The sequence below is a fragment of the Desulfotruncus arcticus DSM 17038 genome (assembly GCF_900113335.1).
Taxonomy (GTDB): domain Bacteria; phylum Bacillota; class Desulfotomaculia; order Desulfotomaculales; family Desulfallaceae; genus Desulfotruncus; species Desulfotruncus arcticus.
Genome location: NZ_FOOX01000015.1, coordinates 108,904 through 129,322 on the forward strand (window position 1 = coordinate 108,904; position 20,419 = coordinate 129,322).

Genomic DNA, 20,419 nt, shown 5'->3' on the forward strand with positions numbered 1-20,419 from the left:
TGACTCCTGAATACTATTTTAAAGCTGGAGGTTTAACTGTTGGAGAAAAAGTGGACGCCCATTTTAATAGTTGTTATTCTCATTTCCATCATCGCAGCCGGGTACCTGGCCTGGCAGAGGCATACTTTAGAGGCCAATAATCGCACTGTGCAAATGGCGGTTGTGTATGACGAAGCTGCCTCGCTGGCCCGCATGAACGATATTAGCGTGCCTGAGGTGCTGCATCAATTCCGGGAGCAGGGCGCGGGCGCTGTATTAATTAAAGAGCCTACCGTGGCGGAAGCGGAGCAAAACGGCGAGTTTAAGCTGCAAACCGGGCAGTCGCTGCTGCTGATGCGGGATTACGGCGCTTTAAAGCCGCTGGGCAGTGATTTCTGGCAGCAAGTCCAACCGGACCGGGCTTACTTTATTTTTTCCAATCAGGATATTTACCAGAGGGTAAAAGGCCAGCTAACCGCCAAGAAAGTGCAGCTGAAGTCATGGGAACGCCCGGAGCTGTTTATTCTTGAAGCGGATTACAGCTGGAGCCAGCTGCAGCAGCTGGGTGTGGGCTTTCCCCGGAGTTCCGTGGATAACGCAAACCGGGCCGGTATGCAGGTGCTGGTGCAGCTGCGCTCGTGGAATCAGGTTGATGTGGCAGGGTTAAAATATGTTTTTGACGAGATCGGCCAAATATCGGGCCTGGCCGGGCTTTTATTCAACGATCCGGTACTGCCCGGAGTTCCGGAGCAGATTCGACCGCTGACTTATGTGGTGCAGGAACTGAAAGTTCCGGTGGTTGAAATTGAATTTGCCAGCCAGATTGGTTTATCCAAGCTTGGTTATCTGCTGGACAAAAATGTAGTCAGGCTGCACACCCTGAGCCTGGAGGAAGATGCCAAAAAGAATTACAGCCCGGCGGAAATTGTTGACCGTTTTGATTTGGCGGCGACTGAACGCAATATAAGGATTTTGCTCTTTCATACCTACACCAAACCCGATGCGCCAAACATATTGCAGTGGAACTTGGATCTGGTCGGACAGGTGGGGGACAAGCTGCGTGCCGATGGCATGCAAGTTGGCGCTCCGTCTGTTTTATCCGTTCCATTAGCTAATTCACGCTGGTTGCTGTTTCTGGTCGGTTTAGGCGTAATTGCGGGAGGTATGCTGCTGTGCTTCAGTATGGGGTGGCAAAAAGCCGCGCCGTTTCTTGGCCTGGCGGCGCTGCTGGTCTGGGCGGGGCTGTTGGGGGCCGGGATGACCGGCCCGGCACGCAAATTGATGGCATTTGCCGCGGTGGTAATCTTCCCCACACTGTCACTGGCGATCAACGTAAAAAGCGGGGGCACTGCAATATGGAAAAGCGTGCTGTTGCTGCTGCGCACCTCACTTATTTCGCTGATCGGCGCGCTGCTGATGGTAGGCCTGCTGGCGGACCTGGGCTTTATGCTTAAGTTGGACCAGTTTGCAGGAGTAAAACTCGCCCATGTGGTTCCGTTGCTTTTATTGGCGTTGATTTTCTTTTTCCGCAGCGATGAAGAAGGGGCGGGTTGGCGCAGGCAGCTGCAAAAGTTTTTGGACCAGCCCTTGCTGGTTAAATCCGCCGTTGTGCTTGGTGTGTTAGCTGTTGCCCTGCTCATTTACGTGTCTCGAACGGGAAATGAATCCGCAGCCATATCGCCGCTTGAGCTGAAGTTCCGTTCTCTGCTGGACACACTGCTGGGGGTGCGGCCGAGGACCAAGGAATTCCTGGTGGGCCACCCGCTGCTGCTGCTTGTCTTGTATCTCGGATACCGGAATAACAATTACATGCCGCTGCTCCTGGCCGGGGCTATCGGCCAGATTTCCCTGGTTAATACCTACGCCCATATTCACACTCCGCTGGCCGTGTCTTTGTTGCGCAGCTTCAACGGGCTGGTTTTGGGCATTATCGGGGGGGTGGTGCTTATTGTACTGTGGCGCAAGGCGGAACAATTATGGCAAAGGATGCGCTCTGAGGCGGAGACTAATTCATAATTCCGGGCCGATTTCATTTTTTAAGGGAACAAAATCCCAGTAGATATCGTCAATTATTATTATGATCAATTAAATAACGAGGGGGAGTTAAAATGAAAAAGAAGTTATTGGTGTTAATCCTGGCGTCCGTGTTTACTTTGGGGCTTGCAACCGCCGGTCATGCTACTGTAGCGTCAAAGCAGGTTAAAGCTGTTTACAACAACATTAAACTTATTGTTAACGGTAAAGCTGTAAGCACTTCCGCAGCCGACGAGCCGTTTACTTTGGACGGGGTTACATATGTACCTTTGCGCCTTGCGGGTGAAAGCCTCGGCTGTGACGTAAACTGGGACGGCACCACCAAGACCATTACTTTAAACAGTAAGTCTTCAGTTGACACTGCTATTATGAAAGCTCAGATGACTCAAAAAGACCAGGAAATTGCCGACCTGAAAAAACAGGTGACAGATTTGCAGCGTGATTTGGCCGACAGCGAGAGTTCTTCATCAAGTAGTTCTTCATCTGATTCCGATGATTTAAGTGACCTGGAAGATGAACTGGAAGACGATTATGATAAAATCGAGGATGTTGCAGTGGACAGCATATCCCTGGACGGCGATGAAGACCAGGTGGATGTGGATGTTGAAGTGGATCTGGGTAAATACGATGATGAGTGGGCAGATTTAAGCGACAGCGATATAGAAAACTGGCTGGATGATGTGGTGTCGGATATTCAGGATGAGCTGTCTTCCAGTACTGATGTTGACGGCAAGATTATCGACAATGATGAGGATGATACGCTGGTCACGTTCAGCAAAGACGGCAAAAATGACCTTAAGGTGACTTTCAAGGACGATGACTACAGGGACGGCGGTGCGGACGTAACAGACGTGGAAGACAGCCTGGAAGATGACACATACAGTGTGGGCAGTATAAAATTTGATGTCAAAACTGTGGATTATAATGAAAGCAGCGATCTGATCAAGGCATACTTGTATGCCGATACCAGCGATGCTTATACAAAGTGGTTCGATATGTCGAACAGCGCAATTGAAGACGATGTGGAGAGCATTTGCGACGATATAGCCCAAGCCTTTGAAGATGACGCCGATGTCGACCCGGATACGGTCAGGATTTATTTTTATGACGATGATGACTCGGACTTAGATGATTTTACTTACGACGTGAGCAGAGAAAGGCTTGATTGATTACCAATCTTTACAGCTTGCTTGTATAAATTTACTAGAGGTTATACACTTGAGACGTAGAATTAATTACACCAGGTGATAAAAATGAAAGCTAAGCTTTTGGGGGCGGATATTGACCGCTTGACCATGGACCAGGCGATTAAGGCTATTACCGCGCTGGTAAGGGTGGGCAAGCCCTGCCGGGTAATTACATTAAACCCGGAATACCTTTATCAGGCGGTAACTGCCGATTCATCTCTGCTGGAGTTGGTCCGCAAGGCAGACCTGGTTACCGCGGACGGCGAAGGCATTGTTTGGGCGGGGCGGGTGGCCGGTACACCTTTCCCCGAAAGAGTCACCGGTATAGATTTGATGCTGCGTCTGATGCCTAAAGCCACGGCGGAAGGCTGGCGGGTATATCTTTTGGGGTCTGCGCCGGGCGTAGCCGAAGAAGCGGCGGAAAACTTGCGCCGCATGCACCCGGGTCTGCAGATGGCCGGTACGCACCACGGCTATTTCCAGCCCGCCGAAGAAGCAGCGGTTGTTGCAGAAATCAAGCAAGCGGTTCCGCAATTATTGTTTGTGGCGCTAGGCGCGCCCAAGCAGGAAATTTGGATAGACAAATATATAGATGAAATAGGCCCGGTGATGGCCATGGGCGTGGGTGGTTCCCTTGATGTGATAGCCGGCCGGGTGACCCGGGCGCCCCGCTGGATGCAGCGACTCAAAATAGAATGGCTCGGCCGCCTGGTTATGGCACCCTCCCGCTGGCGGCGGATGATGGTTCTGCCCAAGTTTGCCTGGCTGGTATTTAAAAAATACCGTTTAAATTGGCACTGAAAACAAAAATGTTGAACGTTTGACTTCTCCGGTGTATTATGTTAAACAAGCCGGACTTGCCAAAACAGAACTGGGATCTATAACTGAGTCAGGGGTCTGACCACGTATGCATTCTACAATAATTGGGGACTGACCCCGGGGCCCGGCTAAAGGAGGTGCCGCTTATCACCGGCAAGGGAAAAAGAAAATTGAACAAACCGAAATTTGTTATATTTATCATTTTGCTCGTCGGTTTGTTTGCCGGGGGCTTTGCGCTGGCCAATAACTATTTGTGGCCCTTATTAACCGGCGGTACGGTAGCTGACAGTATCAATGAAAAAGAACAGGATATATCCAAGCTTCCCGGCATTAATGTGTTGATGATGGGAGTGGACGAGCGAAGCGATGACACCAGCAACCGCACCGATACCATGATCCTGGCCAATATCAATAATAAAGACGATCGTGTATCGCTTCTTTCCATACCCCGGGACACCAAGGTTGATTTGCCGGGTCACGGGGTGAACAAGATTAACGCGGCCAATCAGTACGGCGGACCGGAAATGGCTATGGACGTTGTTTCCGATTTAACGGGAGTGCCCGTTGACTATTATATCATTACCAATTTCAACGGTTTCCAGGGTATTGTGGATGCTCTCGGCGGGGTTACCATTGATGTGGAAAAGCCTATGCATTACCATGAAAACGCTTACGGCGGGGCTTATAACATTGACCTCGACGCGGGAGTCCAGCGTCTCGACGGTGACCAGGCCCTGCAGTATGCCAGGTTCAGACATGATGCCCTGGGAGATATCACTCGCACCCAGCGCCAGCTTAAATTGCTGACGGCTATCGGCGATGAGGTGATGAAACCCAGTTCGCTCATTAAAATGCCCAAGCTGGTACCCGAAGTTTACAAAAACGTGGACACCAACCTGGGGCTTTCACAGTTGGCATCCCTGGCCAAAGCGGCCAGAAATATTAACGATCTGCAGATGATCAGTCAGACACTGCCGGGCTGGTTCCTCGACGAAAATGGGATTAGCTATTGGTATGTGGACCCTGCCAAAGCTAAAGAAGTGGCCAATGCTTTATTTGAAGAAGGTAAAGTGGTGGACGTGGTCCTGGGCGAGATAAATAATAATAACAATAACGACAACAATACCAGGCAAGTGGCCATGGATCAGACCAAATCCGTTCCGGATAAACCGGAGCAGCAGCCTGATACGTCGGAAAGTGTCAATACCACTGACGATGACGGCAGCTCCGGCAGTACCAGCGACAGCAGTGCCAATGACCGCAATAACGACACCGATAAAGATTACAATAATAATAACAGTAATAATAACAGCAATCTAAATCACAACAGCAATGGCGATCTGACAGGTGAGCAGGACGCTACACAACAGAATGTCTCACCGCCGGGGGAGTCCGGCCGGGATAAATCGCAGAAAAGCACGACGGGCGAAATCGTGGAATCCCAGCCGGAAGAAAATCACGTTCAAATTATAATCAACAGCAACAATTAGTAATGGTCGCCTGTTGTGTCATTGCGAACACATCGAAACAATTTCGATTTTCATGTTCCTTACGAGCGCAGCGCGTCAATCTCATGCATGGGATTGACGCGTTTTTTCTTTCCTCGTCTGACAGATAGAACGGATCGCGATTTGATAAAATTCAAGCGAGATCCTTTTTTTTAAAAAATTTTAGCTTCATTGGGTTAAAATGGTTTGAAAATCGGATTAGTTTAAAGGATAATTAAATAAATAGTAGAATTATGAAGGTACAAATTTTTGCCGAAATGTGATAAGGAGGGAGATAGTTTTCGATTTTAGCCATAATTAGCGCAGTAAACTAGACGGAAGATTGGGAAAGGATTATGTGAGTGAAGGAGTGGAATTACTTGGGACGTAAAAGTTTTTTAATCGTGGCGCTGACAGCATGCTTAATTCTGGCTATGTCGGGTTACGCAATGGCATCCGGTTTCACTGACATTAAAGGCCACTGGGCCGAGTTGCAAATAAACGAGTGGGCGAATGATGGTCTGGCAGGCGGCTATGATGATGGCACCTTCAGACCCAATAGCGAAGTATCCCGGGCGGAATTTGTCTCTCTGGTCAACCGAGCTTTTAATTTGGGAAACCAAGATACTGCCGATGCCGGATTTAATGATGTTAAAACCGGTAAGTGGTACTACAAAGATGTCAATATAGCCAAAGCAGCGGGGTACATCGGAGGCTATACCGATGGCACCTTCAAACCCGAGCAAACTATCACCCGCCAGGAAGTGGCCAGCATATTAGTGCGGTTGTCAGGTTTGGAGCAAACTACGGACGGGCTTGGTCAATTTGCCGACTCTTCAACTTTTGCGGCATGGTCTCGCGGCAGCATTGGCGCTGTGACCCAAGCAAAGTTGATGGGTGGTTTCCCGGATAAAACTTTTAAGCCGGCTAACAGTATTACAAGGGCGGAGACGGTTGTAACTCTTGATCGCGCATTGGATAAAGATGATGGCGATAAAGTTACCACTGAAAGTGCAATAGAAGGAAAAGTAACTTTTAACGATAAGGCTGTGGAAGGAGCCGAAGTCCATGTTTTCAAGGCGGGTAGCTTTGAGGTTTTAGGAGAAACCAAGACCGATAAAGACGGAAAATATAAAGTGGTCCTTGATGCCGGTGATTATGATATAACAGCTTCAACCGATCAACAAGTTGCTTATATTGACAGCGTTAAGATAACAAACAATCAAATATCGACGGCTGACTTAAAATTGGTAAAAGCTGCTGTTTTGAAAGGTAAATTATTAGATAAAAACGATAGAGCTGTTAAAAATGCCACCATTCTGTTCACTACCAACCCCACTTTTGTAAGCGTGACCGGTAGTCGCGGTGAATATACCATTGCGGTATTACCTGACAGGACATATACTGTCCGGGCTTTTAACCCTAAAAAACCAGCTCAGGGACCGGAAATTTTAAAAGAAAACATGCAAGTTGACACAGCGGGAGAACATGCTATTAAAACCTTAAACGCACCGTTTTCAGTTTCATCTGCCGGTGGCGGCGGTGGCGGTGGCGGTGGCGGTGGCAGCATTGACGACGACAATGATGACGACGACAACGATCCCGGTGGACCTACGACGGTAAAAATAAAGAGTATTAGTATTTCACCTGATGCTGATCGCCTGACCATAGGAGTGGGTGAACAAGAATCACTAAAGGCAATTTTAAATCCTTCCAATACTACGCAAACCGGTGTTGATTGGACTGTAATCAGCGGTCAGGATAAAGTCTCGTTGAATAAAAACAAAACAACGGCGACTGTTGAAGGTTCAGCACCGGGAGATGCCCTGGTTAAAGTCGTTTCAACCGCAAATAGCTCTATTCAAGACACAATTGATATACAGGTTGTTAAAGTTCAGGAAGTAGATGTTACACCTGGCACGCCAAAAGATTTGGACGAGAGTAGTGAACCTGTAAAAGTTAAAACAAAAGTTACTTTGGGCGGAAAAGAGATCCCTCTGGCTGTAGTTTTACCAAATGTTCAGGCAGGTACAACCATGACTATAGAGGAAGTGCCGACCGATGCAGACCCGGGTGATGATCTGCTGGCTTTTGTCGGTTTGAATTTAACAATTAGTACCCCTGGTGTGGAAGTAACTGTGGAATTGCCAGTACCGGATGGTTTAACCGTTGATGATGCGGGGGCGTTCCACTATAACGGTGCAGTATGGGAATACAGGGAGGCAACAATTATTAACGGGAAGTTGGTATTCACCACCCAACTGAGTCCTGTTGCCGTGTCGAAAAAAATGCCGGCCCCGAAGGATTTAAAAGCAACTGTTGATGGCAGTTCAGTAAATTTAAGTTGGACTGCGGCGCCAAAAGGCAGCAGTAATGATAAGATAACTGTCAGCTATGATGTTTTCAGGGATAACACTAAAATTGCGTCTGCTATTGTTGCTACAACATATACGGATGCGGATTTGGAATCGGGTGAATACACCTATTACGTTAAAGCGTATAGAAATGTGGAGGCAGGTAATTCGGGTAATGTAATTAAATTTGAGTCGGCCCCGTCAGACAGTGTGACAGCGGTAGTCGGAACCGGAGCAGGCGCTCCTAAAATAAATAAATTTGCCGGTATAGCTCCTGATAACGAAAATTCAATTGATGTGCCTTTAAAAGAAATAAACACCCAAACCAGCATAGAGGTTAGCCAAGATTGCACTCTGAAGTTAACTTTGGTAGGGTTGGACTCTTACGGCGAATTTACCTTAAAATCCGGATCAAACGATATTAGTAATATTCTGGTCCCGAATGTTAATATTTCGACGGAGGATTTAACTACTTTATTTAAAGCTTTAAAGAAAATTGATTCGGCTACTGTGAATTCAATCATTGCCGATATTGACTTCAGCGGTTTGTTTAATACAATTAATGAAGCCAGTGACCAAACCAAAGGATCCGTCTTGACCGCGTCTAACTTTACCAACGCTTTTAAAGCGGCAAAAAGTGCGCCGGCTGGATATAAAAGCAGCTTACTAAACGATATGAAGACAATCATACCCATGGTAATTAACAGTGAAAATAAAACAACGATTATAAAAGCGATCAAATCGGAGGCGCTGCTATCGGTGCTTGAAGACAAGGAGGCCTTGTGGGAGGCCATCTTAAACGATGACATATCCGGTATAGATTTTTCCGGAATTTTCAATTCCATAACCAATGCGGATGACATTACACAAAATGCCATCATTGAGGCGATTGACTTCAAAACTTTGTTTGATGAAATCAATAAGCTCGATGCAGAAACCAGAAGTGAGATCTTTGAGGCGATCAACTTTACCACCCTGTTCAACGCTATCAAAGAGTCCACCGATACTGAGGCCAAACAAGCCTTTATTACTGAAGATGTGCCCAATATGATTGCAACCATTGCCAGTGATAATCAAATCGACCGCTTGGAGTTAATTAAATCCTTAAATTTAAACCAAGTTAAAATCGAAAGCTTGTTTGACTGGCTGAAAACTATCGGCGGTAATCCGGATGTTGTGGCACTAACCGCCGAAGTAAGCAATAATAATGGAGCAACAACATACAATATCACCATCGCTAAATAGTGCCAGGCACCAAACTTATTAACTTATTTTATTCAGCCGGGTAAGTTCCATGCGAATTGCCCGGCTGAGTTCTTCTGTGCCAGGCACCTAACTTAATGACAGATTTGTTACATGAACCGCTCCTGTTTAATCCCGGTTAAAGCAGGAAGTGGCAATAACCGGGTGGAATATATTAACGCAGGTTATTTTACAACAAACGACAATAAATTCGAAAATAAGGAGGTACAAGCAGGTATGACCAAAAAGACCATAGGTGTAATATTATTGACAATGTTGCTGCTGTTGACCCTAAGTGGTTATGCCCTGGCAGCCGGTTTCACCGATTTGCAGGATCACTGGGCGGCAGGGCAAATAAACAAATGGGTGGATCAAGGACTGGCCGGCGGATACGACGACGGCACTTTTAAGCCCGACCGCCAGGTTAGCAGGGCGGAATTTGTTGCTCTGGTCAACCGCGCGTTTAAAATTGAGCAAAGCAACTCAGGTGTGAATCTTTCTGATGTCAAAACTGGAAACTGGTATTACGATGATGTGGCGGCTGCAACTGCCGCGGGTTATATCGGCGGATATGCCGACGGCACCTTCAGACCCAACCAAATTATCACCCGTCAGGAAGTAGCCGGTGTTTTGGTACGCTTACTTAAGCTTACCCCGGAAACTGAAGGGATTGATAATTTCGCAGACGCCGGGCAAATTGCCCAATGGGCCCGCGGCAATATCGGCGCAGTGGTCCGGGAAAGCTTGATGAAAGGTATGCCGGATAACTCATTTGCACCGCAAAAAGGCATCAGCAGGGCGGAGGCGATAGTTTCCCTGGACCGGGCGCTGGGTTATCTGCCGGATGCCGCTGCGCCTGGTGAACCCCAATCTACAAAAGCAACTAGTATTGACGGTAAAGTAACTTATAATAGTGCGGCCGTGCCCAATGCCGTGGTTAAAATATATCAGGCTGACGGCTATGAAGTATTGGCTTCCACCCAAACCGATTCCAGCGGTCATTTTAAATTTAACCTGGAACCGGGTAAATATGATTTGACAGCTACCACCGACAAGGAAGTTGCTTATAAAAGTGACGTGCAGGTAACCGGCGATTCCATGACCGGTGTTGATCTGTCGATGCAAGAGGCCGCTGTAGTTACCGGTATCTTGAAAGACAAGAACGGTAAACCGGTCAAAAATGCAACTCTTATTTTTACCACCAACCCTACTTTTACAGTCAGTACTGATGGCAGTGGTAAATATACCGCAGTATTGCTGAAGGATCGTAAATATCAGGTCCGCTGCACAATAGACGGCAAGGTGACACAAATAGAGGAAGATTTACAGGTAGGTAATGCCGGGCAGCAAGAAATAGCTTTAAGCACGAAGGACGCTACCGGTTCATCCGCCTCAGGCGGTGGCGGCGGCAGCAGTGATGAAAGCAGTGAAGAAAACGGTGATGAAAGCGATACGGACGACGATTCCTCCCCAACCGAAAAAGCTCCGGTAGTAAATTCAGTAACCTTTACGGTGGACGGCAGCCCGGTTACGGTAACAGGCTCAAACAATAGATTTAACGTTAATTTAACCGGGTATTCGAATAACTCTAAATTCACCGGTATTACTGTAAACGCGTCGAATGATGCAAGTAAAGCCAAGGTTAGTTTGCTTGGCGTTTCCAAAGAAATAACTTTCAATCAAGGGGTGGGCTCCTTTTCCTATCCAATGACCCTGAGTGAATTGAAGATGGCGCTTGAAATATATGGAAGTAACACAATACCCATCACTGTCACCGGCAAAACGGGCTTGACATCGAATGTCACGGTAAATATAACTATATAATTAGTAGTTGGTTAGTTGGTTAGAACTAACAAGGTGCCAGGCACCAAACTTATTAACTTATGCCAATATGCAAAATACAATAAAAAGGCCGGGCAGTTCCATGCGGATTGCCCGGCCTTTTTATCGGTTACCTTTTATTTTGTTTTAATGGGTAACAATTACCTCTCCGCGATTATTCGCTTGATTATCGATACTAACGAAGGCAAAGATTCACGTATTGTCATCCAGACTATCTTGAGGTCAACACGAAAATACTCATGCGCCATGATGTTGCGCATTCCTTTCATCTCAAACCATGGGACTTCTGGATACATGGACAAAATGTCATCGGGGATGTGGTTTGCTGCTTCTCCAATTATCTCAAGGTTTCTAACTACGGCGTCTATTATCATACTATTTGCAGCGAACCCTTCAAAGGTCAGGTCCTCGGTGTATCGCTGGATTTTCGTAATTGATTCCAATATGTCACTTGAGGTATAGGCGAGCGTCTCTTGTCATATGTATAACACCTCTTGCAGAACCCGGTCCTTTATCAAGGGTTTTAACGCTTCTATCGTAACCAAGTCGACTTTTCGGCCAAGGATCTCTGTCAGATGATGCTGCAATCGAATGAAGTGAAACAGATCCACGCAGCCGCTAAATTCAACTAGTACATCAACATCGCTCGATTCATCGGCTTCGCCCCGGGCAAACGAACCAAAGACTCCGATCCTGGAAACCCGGTAAGTATCACGTAATTCAGGCATATGCTCTCGTATGAACTCCGTCGGATTCACACTAATTCCTCCAATCATTTAGGTGGAGATATATATCTAGTAAATTTTGGTATACAGCAAAAATACCATACCTATTAAGGCAAGTCAAGAATAGAAGAAGAAATATCAAACATACAGGTGTCTGGCACCTTATGTTTTTTTAAGGCTTGCCTGGACACGGTATGTGATATAAATTAATATAAGCACAACAGGAACAGCTACCGGGTGAAGAAGGTATTTTTAGAAGTGCTTTAAGAAGGTGTATATATGGTGCAAAGAATAGTAATATCCGGCTATTACGGGTTTGACAACCTAGGGGACGAGGCGGTGCTTTACAGTATGCTGCTTACCCTGCGCAAGATCATCCCCGATCTGGACATAACCGTACTTTCCAACAATCCGGCAGCCACGGCGCGAGACTACGGGGTGCGGGCGGTAGACAGGTGGAAAATCAGAGAAGCAGCCGGCGCGCTCCGTAAAGCCGACCTGCTGGTAAGCGGCGGGGGAAGCCTCCTCCAGGACGTTACCGGGCTGCAGAGCCTGCTTTATTACCTGGGAGTAATTTGGCTGGCCCGCCTGCTGGGCCGGCCGGTGATGTATTATGCCCAGGGTATCGGCCCGGTTAACACCAAAGCCGGAAGACGTCTGGTAGGGCTGACCACCCGGGGCGTCAGGGCCGTCACGGTGCGGGATGAGGAATCCATGCACGATCTGCGGGCCATGGGTGTAAATCGGGCCATCGAAGTCACCGCCGATCCGGTACTGGGACTGCAGCCCGAAGACATCGACCTGGCGGAAGGGACAAAAATCCTTCAGCATTACGGGGTAAAGCCGGGCACGGGGGTGGTGGGTGTGGCCATCCGCTCATTACCCGGCAGTGCCGTCTGGGAGATGGATTTGGCCCGTGCCCTCGACAGCCTGGTCAAAGCCGGGCGGACAGTGGTATTTATCCCCATGCAAAGCCCGGCGGATGTGGCAATCTCCCGTGAAGTGGCGGCGGCGATGCGGGAGTCCAGCATTATCATCAGTGAAAAGCTGAATGTGCCGCAGATGATATCTTTAATCGGCAACCTGGACCTGCTCCTGGGAATGCGCCTGCACGCCCTGATTTTTGCCGCTGTCTGCGGAGTGCCTCCGTTGGGGATTGTTTACGACCCCAAGGTTGAACGTTTTCTTAAAAGAATAGGCGTGGCGCCTGCGGGGCGTCCCGATGAAATTAAAGGCGGGCACCTGGCGGGTCAGCTGGAACAGATGCTGGAAAACCGGTCCCGGGTTGCGGCCAACATGGTACACAAGCTGGAGCAGCTCCGCACTGCGGCCGCGCGCACAGCCCGCATCTTGGAGACAGAGATTGCCGCATTGCTCCGCTCTTCGCAATGACAATTAAGGAAATGCCGGATGATAATTTACGAAGCATTGGCTGTATATGTAGTTGCATTGTTATAGCTGATTAAGGAAAATGGGAGCCTGGCGCAGCCGGGCAGACGAATACGACATAAACAGCTTGTATTTTACATATTTAAGCTGATATCAAGCTTTTTTTGAATTTGTGTGACACCAACGCCGGTGTTACAATGAAGTTAAGTTTGTCTGATGCCGATTTTTACCGGCTGGAGGGATAATATTTGGAAAAATATATAATGCCGCTTATTTTTGCGCTGATCCTTGGTTACGCAGTAACGCCGGCGGTCAAATTAATTGCCTTAAAAATCGGTGCCATTGACCGTCCGGACCCCCGTAAGGTGCATAAAGGCTTAATGCCCCGGATGGGCGGTTTGGCGGTGTACCTGGCTTTTACGGCGGCGGTGCTTCTATCTCCGGCAAGGGCCTATCCGGTTGTATGGGGATTACTGGCCGGTGCCACTATTATTGTTGCTCTGGGCATTTTAGACGACACCAGGGGCCTTTCCCCCAGAATGAAGCTGCTGGGGCAAATACTGGCGGCGTATGTCGTCACTTACTTTGGAATTGAAGTATTATATATAACTAACCCGTTGACAGGTAAAATGTGGATGCTGGGAATGCTGAGCGTGCCGCTGACGCTGTTTTGGATTGTGGCCGTCACCAACGCGGTTAACCTTATTGATGGGTTGGACGGGCTTGCCGGAGGGGTTTCAAGCATAGCCGCCCTAACTATGGCGGCGGTGGCCTGGACCCAGTGGGGCAGCTCAGGCATAGCCGGAATGCCCGATATGGTAATGCTGTCACTGATTCTGGTGGCTGCGACCCTGGGCTTTTTAAAGCATAACTTTCACCCGGCTAAAATCTTTCTTGGGGATACTGGCTCCATGTTTTTGGGATTCTCTCTTGCGGTTATGTCCATCATGAGTCTGACCAAAAGCGCCACAGCCGTATCTGTAATCATACCGCTGGTCATACTGGGCATACCGCTTTTAGACACTTTTTTTGCTATTATTAGGCGCTTTCACAAACACCAGCCTATTTTTCAGCCCGACCGGGAGCATCTGCACCACCAGCTTATGGCTATGGGCTTGAGTCATAAGCAAACAGTACTTGTTATATACGGCCTGAGCGCTTTTCTAGGGATTAACGCGGTGGTATTGAACTTGATCAGCAGCGACCAGGCGCTGGTACTGCTGATTGTGCTGGCGGTAGTGGCGATATATTCAGCCAACCGTTTGGGCGTGCTGGGCGGCACCAGCCGCGCGGGGTTTAGGACAATTAAGAACTTAAAACGCCACAAGCCATCCAAAATGTAATCCATCGCTAATTAAACAACTAAAGCGATTAACAAAAGCAACCAAGAACCTTACCGCGGGATTCAAGGTTGCTTTTCTTGTAAAAATATGAAGGATTTGCTGTTTCCGGCTGGAATATATACCAAAACAAACTTTAAATTACGGAATTACAGGTACACAGGAGGCACAATCGGTCTCCGGAAGCCTCCGGAAAGCGTGGATATTCATGAAAATCTTTAACAGTAAGGAGGTTATCGCCTATGCGAATCAAAAAGGCTGTTATACCGGCGGCGGGATTGGGAGTACGATTTTTGCCGGCTACCAAGGCGGTTCCCAAGGAAATGATACCAATAGTAGATAAACCCACTATTCAATACATAATCGAAGAAGCAGTTAATTCAGGGATCGAGGACATACTGATTATAACCGGTCGCAATAAAAAGGCCATTGAAGACCATTTCGATAAATCGCTCAGCCTGGAAAACCACTTGCGCTGTAAAGGCAACCAGGATCTGCTGGATATAGTGGAAAAAACGGCCTGCCTGGCTGAAATCCATTACATCCGCCAAAAAGAGCCGCGCGGATTGGGGCATGCTATATATTGCGCCCGGCGGTTTGTAGGTGATGAACCTTTTGCCGTGCTGCTGGGCGACGATATCGTCAGCAGTGAAGTGCCCTGCCTGCGGCAAATGATGGATCTGTACGAGGAAACGCAGGCATCGGTAATCGGCGTCAAGGAAGTACCTCCGGATGATGTCGGCAAATACGGTATTCTGGATGCCGGGCCGCTGCGGGACAACGTTTACCGCATCCACAACCTGGTGGAGAAGCCGGCCCCGGAAGACGCGCCCTCCCGGCTTGCCATTATGGGCCGCTATATTATTGAACCGGAGATATTCGAAATCCTGGCGCGTACAGAGCCGGGAGCCGGGGGCGAAATCCAGCTCACCGACGCCTTAAAAGTGCTGGCAGCCCAAAAGCCCATGTACGGTTTAATTTTTGCAGGCAACCGCTATGATGTGGGGGACAAGCTGGGCTACCTCAAAGCAATGGTCGAGTTTGCCCTGGAACGCCCCGACCTGGCGGAAGAATTCCGCAGCTATTTACACGAACTGATGACGGGCGCAAAATAAAATTCCCTAACAACTTCTCAGGCTTGCTGCTTATTTAAGCGCAAGCCTGTTTGGCCGGGCGTCGCCAATCTTTCCCTGCGAGTCTTTCTTTTTTGACAGCAGCAGCAAATAATCACGATACATATTCTCCCGCCGAACATCTTCAAGTTTACCAAACCTTAGCAATACCTGTTTTTTCAAAGCTTATCCTCCTCAATAAATAGGAATGGGGACACACTTCCTCTTTCAGGTTGGGTTTTAGGGTCGGAGGTATGTCCCCGATTTAAGTGCATAAATGTTTATTGCCGTGGTAAAATTAAGAACTGTACATTTATATGAAGAGATCGGGAGGACTATGTACCAATGAAAAAAATAAAATTCGGCACAGACGGCTGGCGGGGAATTATCGCCGACGACTACACCTTTGAAAACGTCCGCATTGTCTCCCAGGCGGTGGCAGACTACATCAACAACAAAAACATGGGGGCCAAAGGCATTGTTATCGGCTATGACAACCGCTTTCTCTCCGACCGCTTTGCCGACAACGTGGCCGACGTGATGATCCAAAACGGCATCAAAGTCTACCTCTCCGACAGGCCGCTGCCCACTCCGGTCACAGCCTTTGCCGTAAAAGTGCATGACGCGGCCGGTGCGGTGATGCTCACAGCCAGTCATAACCCGCCGGAATACAACGGCTTTAAATTTATCCCTGATTATGCCGGTCCTGCGCTGCCGCACATTACAGCCGCAATAGAAGAAAATATCGCCCGCCTCCAAAACAGCGTCCGCCGAAATACAAACGTTTACCATGAACAGGCGCTGGAACTGGCGGTTGACCACGGCATCCCGATGGCGCAGTCAGTTCCCAACCACGTGGCCGACCGCATTATGATCGACCCCCGTTACGAATACTTCGATCACCTGGAAAAGCTTGTGGATATGGAGGTAATAGGCCGGGCCAACCTGGAGGTAATGGTCGATGCCATGCACGGCAGCGGGATGGGGTATCTTGATGTAATGCTCAGGCGGGCCGGCAACAGAGTTAAAGAGTGCCGCTGCCATCGCGATCCGCTGTTTGGCGGCAGCTTGCCCGAGCCCACCCAAAAGTCGTTGGAAGGCGTATGCCGGTGGATCAAGGCTGAAGGAGCGCGCCTGGGGCTGGCGCTGGACGGTGACGCCGACCGCTTCGGCATTATTGATGTCGGGGGGGTTTACATAACTCCAAACCAATTTCTGCCCCTGCTTTATCATCACCTGATCGCCGTAAAAGGTCTGGTGGGGCCGGTTACCCGCACCGTGGCCACCTCCCACATGCTGGACCGGATTGCCCAAAAGCATGGTCAAGAAGTATACGAAACTCCGGTAGGGTTTAAATTCATCGGGCAGAATCTTCTGGAAAAGGGCTGTGTGCTGGGCGGGGAAGAAAGCGGCGGGCTTTCCATAAAAGGGCACATTCCTGAAAAAGACGGCATCCTGGCCGGCTTGCTGGCAGCTGAAATATTGGCTGTTAACGAAAAAAGTTTAAGCGAAATCGCCTTGGATGTCGCCAAAGAATATGGCGGCGGCATGTACAGCGAACGGCTGGATGTGCGCACCACCCCGGCCCAAAAGGTCCGCATCATCGAAAAGCTGCAGCGGCTGGACCCTGCAGAGATCGCCGGAGTCACGGTTGCTAAAAGAATAACAATAGATGGAATAAAGCTTGTTTTAGAAAGCGGCGAGTGGGTCCTGGTTCGCCCCTCCGGCACCGAACCGCTGTTTAGAATTTATGCCGAATCCGAAAATAAAGAAAGAATCGAAAAAATACAGCAGGCAGTAATGAATGCCGCAGACATAAATTAGCTCAAAAAAGAGATTACCGCGCTCCGCTCGCAAAGACAGGAGGAGTGACCACCCGGCAATCTCTTTTTTCTATGAACATATTTTTTAACAATAACAGGAACAAACCTGATCTGTGTCGAATTTACACCTTGATACTTGATAATGTATGCATAGAAGTATTTTGTTGTTAATCAACAAACTATTAAGCCGGGACGGATGCTATTGAAAAACCCGAATAAACCTGTAATTTTCATAGCTTGTGCGCTTTGTGTAATAGTTATCAGCCTGGTCCTATTTTTGAGCAATGTCGGACCCGGTGGATCGACATTGACAAGAGATTACCACGGCATTACAAATTCAACTGAAGAACAGGGTTCCGCAGCTCCACCTGAAAGCATGCAAGAGGGAAAAGACATTAACCTATTGCCCGGTTCCCGGGATTTGTCCGAAATAGGCGACAGCCTGCAGCAAGACAAATACCAAGCTATTTTACTAAAATACACGGCCATGTTTTCCAAGCTGCAGTCAGAATATACAGGCAAGCTTAACAACTTGCTCAAAAGGGCTCAGCTGGACATCCAAAACAGCGGAGGGCAAAATAAAGAAATAATAAAAATATCTTATCAATATTTAAAGGAAGCCAGGGCTCTTGAAAAAGAGTGTGACACCAAGTTCTACAGCATACTGAGCGACATGAAAAAAGAACTTAAACAAGAACATTTTCCACAGGATGTGGTTGATGAGGCGGAAACGCAATACAAACAGCAGAAAAAAGAGCGGGAGCGTTACCTTAGCACCAAAGCACTGGCATATATCAAAGGAAATTAGCCTAACCAACTAAACACTAACCAACTAACCAACTGATCCGAGGTTTACTATGATTGATATTCACGCTCATATTTTGCCGGGTATGGACGACGGGGCAGGGGACATTGATGAAGCATTAAACATGGCCCGCATCGCCGTGGCGGAAGGCATCACAGGACTTATCGCCACTCCCCATGTAGCTTCCGGATTGTACTGCCATACAAAGGAGCAAATTACAGCTGCAGTCAATTCATTAAATAACTTATTAGATAAAGCTCAAATACCTCTGCAGTTGTACCCCGGCGCGGAGTACCTGCTGGAGCCCGACATCCCGCAGCGCCTGCGCGCCGGTGAAATATTGACCCTTAATAACGGTGGCAAGTATTTGTTGGTTGAATTTCCCTTTACATCTGTCCCCGTTTATGCCGAAAACATCTTTTTTGAGCTTATGCTGCAAGGTGTAACTCCCGTGATAGCCCATCCTGAGCGCAATGCCGAACTGCAAAAGCATCCGGGCAGGCTGGCCAATTTGATTGAGAAAGGGGCGCTGGCCCAGGTTACAACGGGAAGTTTGGCCGGCCTTTTCGGAGATAAAGCCGAGCGCGCAGCGGTCGGCATGGTCAATAAATGCCTGGCACATTTCCTTGCTTCAGACGCCCATTCCTCCGACAAGCGGCCCCCTGCGCTAAAAACCTTACTAAATAGAATTAATCAAAAAATTAACACTGATACCTTGGAACAGCTTACCGAAATAAACCCGGAAAATTTAATTCAGGGTAAAAGGATCAAACGCGCCGAGATAAAAGAAAACGACCTCAAACAGGGCGGAACAGGGATACTGTCAAAACTCGCCGGAATATTTAAGTAAAGGCCTAAAGAATTTCTCCATATAATAATGAAATTGAAGGAATTGGAAACAAACCTGTCGAATATTTCCGTAATGCTTAGTATTTACATAAGAGGAGTAAGAACATTGCAAAATGATCAATCAAAAGAAGAATTTTTAGCCGAGGTTATTGATTTAAGAGATATCATCAATGTCTTAAGCAAGAGAAGAAAGATAATCGCTCTAATAGTTGTAATATCCTTGCTGACCAGCGGAATATTAAGCTTTTTTGTTTTAGATCCGGTTTATGAGGCAAAAGGCATGCTGCTTGTGACCATGGCTGCCGATAATAGCCGCACGGTTGTGCCGAGTAATGATAATTTAGATTCCTTAATCGGCAGCTTGTCCCGGATGCCTCAAATGACCATGAACACCTATGTCGAGCAGCTTAAAAGCGAAGCAGTAATGAAGCGCGTAATCAACAAACTAAACCTTCAGGAATACGGTGTCACCCCGAGCATGCTGGCCACGATGATTAACGCCCAGGCCATTAAAGACACCAACATAATTGAAATTAAGGTTCAAAATACCAACCCACAGCTGGCCATGGATATCGCCAATACTTTGAATGCCGAATTTCTGGATTACCTGTCGGAAAAGAATCAGGAGCAGATGTCCCGTTCGGCGGCGTTTTTATCCCAGCAAAAAGATGAAAATGACCAGAAATTAAATGAAGCCCTGGAAAAACTCAAAGAGTTTAATGCTCAGCCCCGCGGAGTTGCTTTTTTGGATAAAGAATTTACCATAATGACCGATGATTTAAATAACAGCCTGTCGCAGCTTGATACAGTGCGGATAGAGGTAAAGGAACTGCAGGCCGGGATTGCCCAGATGACTGAAACTCTGACAACTGTACCGAGAACTATAACCACCAACAGCCATGACGTGCAGACCGGCAATCAGGTGACGAATGAAGAAGTTAACCCGCTTTATGTATCCATAAATGACCAGTTGAGCCAAAAACAAGCCGCTTTGGCTGAAAAAACAGCCCGGCTTAATGAACTGGTAACGGTTACGGAAAGACTTAAGAAAGATTTAACCGGCTTGCAGGTGGAACTTAGTGAAAAGAAATTTACGCAGACACAATTGCAAAATGAAATTGATATGCTAAGTCAAACCAGCGCCTCGCTGGCGGAAAAAGCCACGCAAACGCAAATTGCCAAGTCGATAGACCTGGGTAACACCAGTGTGGTAATCGTTTCTTCAGCCGCAACCACCAAACAGGTAAAGCCGAATAAAAAGCTGAATATGGCAGTGGCGCTGGTGTTGGGTTTAATGCTGGCAATTGGCCTGGCCTTCATGCTTGAATTCCTGGACAATACTTTAAAAAACACGGAAGATATAGAAAAATATCTTGAAGTACCGGTCATCGGGGTTATACCCAATGCTAAACGATAGAAAGACGGGGTATGG

Annotated in this window: 16 protein-coding genes; 13 read left to right on the forward strand and 3 right to left on the reverse strand. The window is 47.8% G+C overall.

Going from position 1 to position 20,419, the window contains the following annotated elements; translation table 11 throughout:
• Positions 1-39: 39 nt before the first annotated feature.
• The 6 genes from BM056_RS18410 (at position 40) to BM056_RS18435 (ending at position 10,926) form a co-directional block, all read left to right on the forward strand.
• Positions 40-1,995: a DUF5693 family protein gene (locus tag BM056_RS18410; protein WP_092473169.1), complete on the forward strand. Its 1,956-nt coding sequence runs from the start codon at positions 40-42 to the stop codon at positions 1,993-1,995.
• Positions 1,996-2,087: 92 nt separating this feature from the next.
• Complete coding sequence (locus tag BM056_RS18415) at positions 2,088-3,182, forward strand: stalk domain-containing protein (protein ID WP_092473171.1); 1,095 nt, start codon at positions 2,088-2,090, stop codon at positions 3,180-3,182.
• A gap of 84 nt (positions 3,183-3,266) precedes the next feature.
• Positions 3,267-4,001: a WecB/TagA/CpsF family glycosyltransferase gene (locus tag BM056_RS18420; RefSeq protein WP_092473173.1), complete on the forward strand. Its 735-nt coding sequence runs from the start codon at positions 3,267-3,269 to the stop codon at positions 3,999-4,001.
• Positions 4,002-4,189: 188 nt separating this feature from the next.
• A complete protein-coding gene (locus BM056_RS18425; protein ID WP_131820792.1) occupies positions 4,190-5,509 on the forward strand; it encodes an LCP family protein in 1,320 nt (439 codons plus the stop codon).
• Between the two features lie 377 nt (positions 5,510-5,886).
• On the forward strand, positions 5,887-9,105 hold the full coding sequence (locus BM056_RS18430; RefSeq protein WP_092473177.1) for an S-layer homology domain-containing protein: 3,219 nt from the start codon (positions 5,887-5,889) through the stop codon (positions 9,103-9,105).
• Positions 9,106-9,339: 234 nt separating this feature from the next.
• Complete coding sequence (locus BM056_RS18435; RefSeq protein ID WP_165613602.1) at positions 9,340-10,926, forward strand: S-layer homology domain-containing protein; 1,587 nt, start codon at positions 9,340-9,342, stop codon at positions 10,924-10,926.
• A 158-nt stretch (positions 10,927-11,084) separates the two neighbouring features.
• Here the strand turns inward: BM056_RS18435 and BM056_RS18440 are convergent, their stop codons facing one another.
• Positions 11,085-11,387 (reverse strand): HepT-like ribonuclease domain-containing protein, encoded by a 303-nt coding sequence (locus BM056_RS18440; protein ID WP_238456542.1) that lies wholly within the window; start codon positions 11,385-11,387, stop codon positions 11,085-11,087.
• A 33-nt stretch (positions 11,388-11,420) separates the two neighbouring features.
• Positions 11,421-11,702 carry a nucleotidyltransferase family protein gene (locus tag BM056_RS18445; RefSeq protein ID WP_092473179.1) on the reverse strand — a complete coding sequence of 94 codons (282 nt, stop codon included), beginning with the start codon at positions 11,700-11,702 and terminating at the stop codon, positions 11,421-11,423.
• A 246-nt stretch (positions 11,703-11,948) separates the two neighbouring features.
• Here BM056_RS18445 and csaB point away from each other — a divergent pair, with 246 nt between their 5' ends.
• The 3 genes from csaB (at position 11,949) to galU (ending at position 15,513) form a co-directional block, all read left to right on the forward strand.
• Positions 11,949-13,061: a polysaccharide pyruvyl transferase CsaB gene (csaB, locus tag BM056_RS18450; protein WP_092473181.1), complete on the forward strand. Its 1,113-nt coding sequence runs from the start codon at positions 11,949-11,951 to the stop codon at positions 13,059-13,061.
• 245 nt (positions 13,062-13,306) lie between these two features.
• Complete coding sequence (locus tag BM056_RS18455; protein ID WP_238456543.1) at positions 13,307-14,401, forward strand: glycosyltransferase family 4 protein; 1,095 nt, start codon at positions 13,307-13,309, stop codon at positions 14,399-14,401.
• A gap of 239 nt (positions 14,402-14,640) precedes the next feature.
• Positions 14,641-15,513, forward strand: coding sequence for a UTP--glucose-1-phosphate uridylyltransferase GalU (galU, locus tag BM056_RS18460; RefSeq protein ID WP_092473183.1), 873 nt, complete (start codon positions 14,641-14,643; stop codon positions 15,511-15,513).
• 30 nt (positions 15,514-15,543) lie between these two features.
• Here galU and BM056_RS26335 read toward each other — a convergent pair whose 3' ends face one another.
• Positions 15,544-15,693, reverse strand: coding sequence for a hypothetical protein (locus BM056_RS26335; RefSeq protein WP_165613603.1), 150 nt, complete (start codon positions 15,691-15,693; stop codon positions 15,544-15,546).
• Positions 15,694-15,855: 162 nt separating this feature from the next.
• Here BM056_RS26335 and BM056_RS18465 point away from each other — a divergent pair, with 162 nt between their 5' ends.
• From BM056_RS18465 to BM056_RS18480, 4 genes are all read left to right on the forward strand, one after another.
• Positions 15,856-17,334, forward strand: a complete 1,479-nt coding sequence (locus BM056_RS18465; RefSeq protein ID WP_092473185.1) for a phosphoglucomutase/phosphomannomutase family protein — start codon at positions 15,856-15,858, stop codon at positions 17,332-17,334.
• Positions 17,335-17,535: 201 nt separating this feature from the next.
• Entirely contained in the window at positions 17,536-18,141 is a 606-nt protein-coding gene (locus tag BM056_RS18470; RefSeq protein WP_131820793.1) for a hypothetical protein, read from the forward strand.
• A gap of 49 nt (positions 18,142-18,190) precedes the next feature.
• Positions 18,191-18,988, forward strand: a complete 798-nt coding sequence (locus BM056_RS18475) for a tyrosine-protein phosphatase (protein WP_092473189.1) — start codon at positions 18,191-18,193, stop codon at positions 18,986-18,988.
• A 27-nt stretch (positions 18,989-19,015) separates the two neighbouring features.
• Positions 19,016-20,404, forward strand: a complete 1,389-nt coding sequence (locus BM056_RS18480; RefSeq protein ID WP_238456544.1) for a GumC family protein — start codon at positions 19,016-19,018, stop codon at positions 20,402-20,404.
• Positions 20,405-20,419 lie beyond the last annotated feature (15 nt).

Excerpts from the sequence above, each read along its gene's own strand:
- BM056_RS18420 (WP_092473173.1), top strand. The coding sequence starts at position 3,267 with ATGAAAGCTAAGCTTTTGGGGGCGGATATTGACCGCTTGACCATGGAC.
- BM056_RS18465 (WP_092473185.1), top strand. The coding sequence starts at position 15,856 with ATGAAAAAAATAAAATTCGGCACAGACGGCTGGCGGGGAATTATCGCC.
- csaB (WP_092473181.1), top strand. The coding sequence starts at position 11,949 with ATGGTGCAAAGAATAGTAATATCCGGCTATTACGGGTTTGACAACCTA.
- BM056_RS18435 (WP_165613602.1), top strand. The coding sequence starts at position 9,340 with ATGACCAAAAAGACCATAGGTGTAATATTATTGACAATGTTGCTGCTG.
- BM056_RS18415 (WP_092473171.1), top strand. The coding sequence starts at position 2,088 with ATGAAAAAGAAGTTATTGGTGTTAATCCTGGCGTCCGTGTTTACTTTG.
- BM056_RS18480 (WP_238456544.1), top strand. The coding sequence starts at position 19,016 with ATGAAATTGAAGGAATTGGAAACAAACCTGTCGAATATTTCCGTAATG.
- galU (WP_092473183.1), top strand. The coding sequence starts at position 14,641 with ATGCGAATCAAAAAGGCTGTTATACCGGCGGCGGGATTGGGAGTACGA.
- BM056_RS18475 (WP_092473189.1), top strand. The coding sequence starts at position 18,191 with ATGATTGATATTCACGCTCATATTTTGCCGGGTATGGACGACGGGGCA.